At 74.6% G+C, this 7149-nt stretch carries 6 protein-coding genes; 4 read left to right on the top strand and 2 right to left on the bottom strand.

The features are described 5' to 3' along the window. Positions 1-241: 241 nt before the first annotated feature. A complete protein-coding gene (gene ftsY / locus ACYVPE_RS38565; protein WP_461038509.1) occupies positions 242-1468 on the bottom strand; it encodes a signal recognition particle-docking protein FtsY in 1227 nt (408 codons plus the stop codon). Positions 1469-1734: 266 nt separating this feature from the next. Here ftsY and ACYVPE_RS38560 point away from each other — a divergent pair, with 266 nt between their 5' ends. From ACYVPE_RS38560 to ACYVPE_RS38545, 4 genes are read left to right on the top strand one after another with little or no spacing between them, the layout of a single operon-like run. Then, complete coding sequence (locus tag ACYVPE_RS38560) at positions 1735-2637, top strand: ABC transporter ATP-binding protein (RefSeq protein ID WP_461038508.1); 903 nt, start codon at positions 1735-1737, stop codon at positions 2635-2637. Continuing rightward, the gene (locus tag ACYVPE_RS38555) at positions 2634-3395 is read left to right on the top strand and encodes an ABC transporter permease (RefSeq protein WP_461038507.1); all 762 of its coding nucleotides are present in this window, start codon (positions 2634-2636) and stop codon (positions 3393-3395) included. Before ACYVPE_RS38560 ends, ACYVPE_RS38555 begins: the two co-directional genes overlap by 4 nt. A 43-nt stretch (positions 3396-3438) precedes the next feature. Continuing rightward, the gene (locus ACYVPE_RS38550) at positions 3439-4683 is read left to right on the top strand and encodes a sensor histidine kinase (RefSeq protein WP_461038506.1); all 1245 of its coding nucleotides are present in this window, start codon (positions 3439-3441) and stop codon (positions 4681-4683) included. After that, complete coding sequence (locus tag ACYVPE_RS38545; protein WP_461038505.1) at positions 4676-5311, top strand: response regulator; 636 nt, start codon at positions 4676-4678, stop codon at positions 5309-5311. The genes ACYVPE_RS38550 and ACYVPE_RS38545 overlap by 8 nt, the downstream gene beginning before the upstream one ends. Positions 5312-5323: 12 nt before the next feature. On the opposite strand, the gene ACYVPE_RS38540 is transcribed toward ACYVPE_RS38545, so the two are convergent. Further along, positions 5324-7149 (bottom strand): AAA family ATPase (locus ACYVPE_RS38540; protein WP_461038504.1); only part of this gene is annotated, 1826 nt, incomplete at its 5' end.

Below are 7149 nucleotides of genomic sequence, written 5' to 3'. Positions count from 1 at the left end.
GGGCGGCAGGCCGCAAGCCGCCGCCCGCGCGGAGCGCGCTACCCGCGCACGGAGCGCAGCCGCCGTAGGCCGGGCCCGCCAAGGCCCGCCTCACCCGCGCGCAGCGCGGTCGAAAGGGCGGGTGGGTGGGGAAACACCCCCGCTCCCCGCACCGCCCCGCGCTGGGCGCGGCACGGCCGCAGGGCGCCGCCCGCGCGCAGCGCGGTCGAAAGGGCGGGAGGGTTGGGGAAGAAGCCCCGGTTCAGTCGAGCAGGGCGTCGACGAACGCCTCCGCGTCGAAGGGGGCCAGGTCGTCGGGGCCCTCCCCGAGACCGACCAGTTTGACCGGCACGCCGAGTTCCCGCTGCACCGCGACCACGATGCCGCCCTTGGCCGTGCCGTCGAGCTTGGTGAGCGCGATGCCCGTGACGTCCACGACCTCGGAGAAGACCCGCGCCTGGACCAGGCCGTTCTGGCCGGTGGTCGCGTCGAGCACCAGCAGCACCTCGTTGACCGGGCCCTGCTTCTCCACCACCCGCTTGACCTTGCCGAGCTCGTCCATCAGCCCGGTCTTGGTGTGCAGCCGGCCGGCCGTGTCCACCAGCACCACGTCGGCGCCCTCGGTGATGCCCTCCCGGACGGCGTCGAAGGCCACCGAGGCCGGGTCGCCGCCCTCCGGGCCGCGGACGGTGCGGGCGCCGACCCGCTGGCCCCAGGTCTGGAGCTGGTCGGCGGCGGCCGCCCGGAAGGTGTCGGCCGCGCCGAGCACCACGGACTTGCCGTCCGCGACCAGCACCCTGGCGAGCTTGCCCGTGGTCGTGGTCTTGCCGGTGCCGTTGACGCCGACCACCAGCACCACGGCCGGCCGCTCCTCGCCGGTCTCGGAGATCCCGCCCTCGGTGTGCACCACGCGGTCGAGGTCGGTGCCGATCAGCGCCAGCAGTTCCTCGCGCAGCAGCGCCCGCAGTTCGTCGGGCGTCCTGGTGCCGAGCACCCGGACCCGCTCGCGCAGCCGGCCGACGAGCTCCTGGGTCGGCCCGACGCCCACGTCGGCGGTGATCAGGGTGTCCTCGATCTCGTCCCACGTGTCGTCGTCGAGCCGCTCCCTGGAGAGCAGCGTGAGCAGCCCGCGGCCGAGCGAGTTCTGCGAGCGGGCGAGCCTGGCCCGCAGCCTGACCAGCCGGCCGGCGGTCGGCTCGGGCACCTCGATCGGCACCGGCGGCGCCTCGGCCTCGGCCACCGCGGCCTCGTCGGCCGGCAGCGTCACGTCCTCGATGGTGCGGCGCTGTTCCTCCTCGGCCGGGGGCGCGGCCTCGTCACCGACGTGCGGCTCGGCCGGGGGCGCGGTCCTGGTGGCCGCCTCGTGGTCGGCGGGCGAGCGCGGCGGCGCCGGCTTCCCGGCCTGCTTCCCGCGGAGCGCGACGACGAGCCCGGTGATCGCGGCGACGGCGACCACGGCGATGAGTACGAGGAGGGTGAGGATGTCCATCGGTTCCCTTGGTGGTGCCTTGAGGAGCGGTGGGCCCGGGATCTCGGCCAGGCGGGCCCCGGGCGCCCTCAAGTATCGCCGACGTGTTCGCCCCACGGGGGACGGGTCGCCCCATCTCCCCCGCTTCCGCCCAACTCCCGCCGGGCACCGGGTGGGGTCGCCCGTTCGGTGCCCCGGGTCGTAGTCGTGGGTCAACCGATCGGTTGACCCCACTTCCGGCTCGAAGGCCGATGTCCGGGGCCTGGTCAGGACGGGAGGCTGGCGACATGTCGGTCATCGAAGTCAGCGATCTACGCAAGTCCTATGGCGGCCGCACCGTGGTCGACGGCGTCTCGTTCGCCGTCGAGGAGGGCGAGATCTTCGGCGTCCTCGGCCCCAACGGCGCGGGCAAGACCACCACCGTCGAGTGCGTCGAGGGCCTTCGGGTGCCGGACGCGGGCCGGGTCAGGGTCGCCGGTCTCGACCCGGTCGCCGACCACGGGGAGCTGGCGCTGGTCCTCGGGGCGCAGCTCCAGGAGAGCCGGCTGCAGCCGAAGCTCACCGTGCGCGAGGCGCTGGAGCTGTACGCGGCCTGCTATCCGAACCCCGCCGACTGGCGCCCGCTGGCCGAACGCCTCGGCCTGACCGGCCGGCTCGACACCCGTTTCGCCCGGCTCAGCGGCGGCCAGAAGCAACGCCTGTTCATCGCGCTCGCCCTGATCGGGCGGCCCAGGATCGTCGTCCTGGACGAGCTGACCACCGGCCTCGACCCGCACGCCCGCCGCGCCACCTGGGAGCTGATCGAGGACGTCAGGGCCGGCGGCGTCACCGTGCTGCTGGTCACGCACTTCATGGAGGAGGCCCAGCGCCTCTGCGACCGGATCGCCGTCATCGACCAGGGCCGGCTCGCCGCCCTCGACACCCCGGCCGGCCTGGTCGGCCGCTCGGCCGGCGCCACGGTGATCAGCTTCACCCCCTCCGCGCCGCTCGACGAGAGCCGGCTGGCAGCCCTGCCCGCCGTGGCGTCCATCGCCTGGAAGGACGGCCGGATCACCCTCGCCGGCACGGACGAGACCGTCGACGCCGTCATCACCCTGCTGGCCCGCGGCCACATCACGGCCCACCAACTCCGCGTCACCGACGCCACCCTGAACGACGCCTTCCTCGACCTCACGGGAGCCGACCGATGAGCACCGCCGCCCTGTCGCCGCGGGCCACCACCGCCGTGCTGCGGGCCGAGGCCCGCCTCTTCCGGCGGGAGCCGGCCACCCTGTTCTGGGTCGTGCTGTTCCCCACCCTGCTCCTGGGGATCCTCGGCGCCATCCCCTCGTTCCGCGAGGCCAACGACGATCTCGACGGCCTCCGCACCGTCGACGTCTACGTCCCCGTCGTGGTGCTGCTCGCCCTGATCATGGCGGGCATCCAGGGCATGCCGGCGGTCGTCGCCGGCTACCGCGAGCACGGCGTGCTCCGCCGGATGTCGACGACGCCGATCCCGCCGTCCGCGTTGCTCGGCGCCCAGATGGGGCTGCACGGCGCGGCCGCGCTCGGCTCCGCGCTGCTCTCGCTGGCCGCCGGCCGGCTGGTGTTCGACGTCGCACTGCCACGGCAGGCGTTCGGCTACGGGCTCGCGCTGCTGCTCTCGATCGCCGCCGCCCTCGCCCTCGGCACCGTGGCCACGGCCCTCGCCCGCACCACCAAGGCCGCCAACGCGATCGGCACGACCACGACGTTCCCGATGATGTTCTGCGCCGGCCTCTGGCTGCCGGTCCAGGCGATGCCCGACGCGATGGCCAGGATCGTGGAGCTGACCCCGTTCGGGGCGGCATCCCAGGCCCTCGGCCAGGCGGCCGCCGGCGACTGGCCAGGCTGGTCGCACCTCGGCGTGCTCACGCTGTGGACGGTCGTGCTCACCGCGGCGTCCGTCCGCTGGTTCCGCTGGGAGTGACCGTGCCGGCGGCGGAGGAGGGCCCCCGATGCAGACTGGGCGGATGACAGACGAGACGGAGGTCGAGCGGCGCTGGGCCGTCTTCGACCGGTGGGGGCCGTACGTCCTGCTCGGGGCCGGGTTGGTGCTGGCCGGCGCCACCGGCGAGGAACTCGGCATGACCGCGACCAGCTGGTACGCCACGGCGGCGCTGTGCGTCGCCGCCGTGGCCCTGCAGTTCGGCTGGCAGCGCGGCTCCGGCCGGCCCTCGGCCGCCGGCGCCTGGTACTACTTCACGCGCTGGGCGATATCCCTCGCCCTCACCTGGTTCAACGGGTTCTTCGGCATCTACGCCGTCATCGGCTACTTCACCGCGGACCGGGTGCTCCCCGACCGACTCGTGCGCCCCGGCCTCGTCGCCACGGCGGCCGTGATGGCGTCGTCCAACCTGGGCGGCCCCGCGCAGCTGCGCTCGTGGTCGACCCTGGCCGTGTTCGTCGCGCTGTTCGGAGTGCATCTCTCGCTGGTCGGGGTGTTCAGTCACCTGGCCCTGAAGGAACAGGCCCAGGCCGAGGCCAGGGCCACCCTCATCAAGGAGTTGGAGCGCACCAACGCCACCCTCAAGCAGGCCCTCGACGAGAACGCCGCGCTGCACGCCCAGCTCCTGGTGCAGGCGCGGGAGGCGGGGATCGCCGACGAGCGGCGCCGGCTGGCGGCCGAGATCCACGACACCATCGCCCAGGGCCTGATCGGCATCATCACCCAGCTCCAGGCCGTGTCGCTGACGGCTGATCCCGAGCTGGCCCGCGGCCACGTGGACCTGGCGGCGACGCTGGCCAGGCACAGTCTGGGCGAGGCCCGCCGCTCGGTGGCGAACCTGGCGCCGGTCGCCCTGGAGAGCGACGCGCTGCCCGCCGCGCTGCGGAAGACGGTCGACGAGTGGTCGGACCGGGCGGGGGTGCCGGCCGAGTTCACGCTCACCGGCACGGAGCGGGAGCCGCACCACGAGGTCTCGGCCACACTGCTGCGGATCGCCCAGGAGGCGCTGTCCAACGCGGCCAGGCACGGCCGCCCGTCCCGGGTCGGCGTGACGCTGAGCTTCATCGGGCAGGAGGTCACGCTGGACGTGCGCGACGACGGCCTGGGCTTCGACCCGGACGCGCTGCCGGAGCGCACCGGCGCCGGCGGTTTCGGCCTCGCCAGCATGCGCGCCCGCGCCGAACGCGTCGCCGGTTCGCTGACCGTGGAGTCCGAGACGGGCCAGGGCACCGCCGTCTCCGCCCGAGTACCCTTGCTCAGCCATGACTGAAGCGGCCCCCGTCTCCCTGCTGATCGCCGACGACCACCCCGTCGTCCGGGACGGTCTGCGCGGCATGTTCACGTCCGAGCCCGGGTTCGTGGTGCTCGGCGAGGCGGTGGACGGCGTCGCGGCCGTGGCGCTGGCCGCCGAACTCGACCCGGACGTGGTCCTGATGGACCTGCGGATGCCGGGCGGCGGCGGGGTCGCGGCGATCGCCGAGCTGACCAGGCGTGGCGCCCGCGCCCGGGTGCTGGTGCTCACCACCTACGACACGGACTCCGACACCCTGCCGGCCATCGAGGCGGGCGCCACCGGCTACCTGCTGAAGGACGCGCCGCGCGACGAGCTCTTCGCGGCGGTGCGCGCGGCGGCGAGGGGCCGCTCGGTGCTGTCGCCCGCGGTGGCCTCCCGGCTGGTCTCGGCCGTCCGCTCGCCGGGGAACGAGCCGCTCTCCGCCCGGGAGCGGCAGGTGCTCGACCTGGTCGCGCGGGGCACCTCCAACCGCGAGATCGCCAGGGAGCTTTTCATCAGCGAGGCCACGGTGAAGACCCACCTCACGCACCTGTACGGCAAGTTGGGCGTGAACGACCGCGCCGCGGCGGTGGCGACCGCGTACCGGCGGGGCATCCTGAGCTGACCCTTCCGGCCGTCAGGCGGAGAGCCGCTGGCTGATCACCTTGGACACCCCGTCCCCCTGCATGGAGACGCCGTAGAGCGCGTCGGCGACCTCCATGGTGCGCTTCTGGTGGGTGATCACGATGAGCTGGGAGCTGTCCTTGAGCTCCTTCATGATCCGGATCAGCCGCTGGAGGTTGGTGTCGTCGAGGGCGGCCTCCACCTCGTCCATCACGTAGAAGGGGCTCGGCCGCGCCTTGAAGATCGACACCAGCAGGGCCACCGCGGTCAGCGAGCGCTCGCCGCCGGAGAGCAGCGAGAGCCGCTTGACCTTCTTGCCCGGCGGCCTGGCCTCCACCTCGACGCCGGTGGTGAGCATGTCCGAGGGGTCGGTCAGCAGCAGCCGCCCCTCGCCGCCGGGGAAGAGCCGGGAGAACACGCCCTCGAACTCCCGCGCCGTGTCGTGGTAGGCGGCGGTGAAGACCTGCTCGACCCGCTCGTCGACCTCCTTGACGACCTGGAGCAGGTCCGCCCTGGTCTTCCTGAGGTCGTCGAGCTGCTCGCTGAGGAACTTGTGGCGCTCCTCGAGGGCGGCGAACTCCTCCAGGGCCAGCGGGTTGACCTTGCCCAGCTGCTTGTAGGCGCGCTCGGCGGCCCGAAGCCGCTTCTCCTGTTCCGACCTGACGAAGCGCCGCGGCAGGTTGCGCGGGTCGTCCGGGTCGTCGGGCAGCACCTCGTCCTCGGCCGGCGGGGAGGGCGGCACCAGCTGGTCAGGGCCGTACTCGTCGACCAGGACGGCGGGATCGACGCCCAGTTCCTCCAGCGCCCGGCCCTCCAACTGCTCGATCCGCAGCCGCTTCTCGGCGCCCAGCACCTCGCCGCGGTGCACCGAGTCGGTCAGCTTGTCCAGCTCGTCCTTGAGCTCCCGGCCGCCGGCCCGCTCGGCCACCAGGGCCTGCTCACGCTCGGCCTTCGCCAGCTGGGCGGCCTCCCGCTCGGTCCCGGCCCGCTCCAGCGAGGCGTCGACGTACGCCAGCAGTTGGCGGGCGCCGGCCGCCACCGCGCCGGCCACCTCGGCCTCGTACCGCATCCTGGCGCGCCGCCGCTCCGCGCGCGCCCGCGCCTCCCGCTCGGCGCGCGCCCCGCGGTCCAGTGCCTCCGCCCGGCCGGCGAGGCCCTTGACCCGCTCCTCGTGGGTGCGGACCTGGAGCCGCGCCTCCATCTCGGTCTGCCTGGCGTTGGCACCGTCGGCGGCGAGCCGGTCGCGGACGGCGGTGTCCGGCTCCTCGTCGACGTCCCCCGACTCCTCGGCGACGGCCAGCCGTTCCGCCATCTCCTCCGCCTGCTCGACGGCCTTCGCCAGCTCCTCCTGGGCCCGGACGACGGACGCCTCGGCCCGCTCGGCCTCCCCGGCGGCGCCCCTGGCCTGCCCGGCGAGCCGGCCGACGTCCTGGGCCACCTTCGACCTGGCGCGCTCGGCCGCGCTGCGCCGCTGGGCCAGCTCCTCGACCCGGGCCGCGGCGGTGGCCCCGCGCTCGACGGCGGCCGCCTGGTCGGCGGCCAGCTCCTCGCGCCGCCCGGTCAGCTCGCGCAGCTCGCCCGCGGCCTCGGCGACGGAGGCCTGCACCTCCAACAGGCTGGGCGCGCCGGCCGAGCCGCCCTGCGCCAGGTGGCGGGCGAGCACGTCACCCTCGCCGGTGACGGCGGTCAGCTCGGGCCGGGTGGCGAGCAGTTCGAGCGCGTCCTCCAGGGTGGCGACCACCACCACGCCGAGCAGCAGCCCGCGCACCGCGCGCAGCAGTTCCGCCGCGCCGATCACCAGGTCGGCGGCGCGGGCCGGGCCGTCCGCCCGCGGTGCCG

Source organism: Streptomyces mayteni (assembly GCF_054783955.1).
This window is presented reverse-complemented; position numbering and strand designations above follow the sequence as displayed.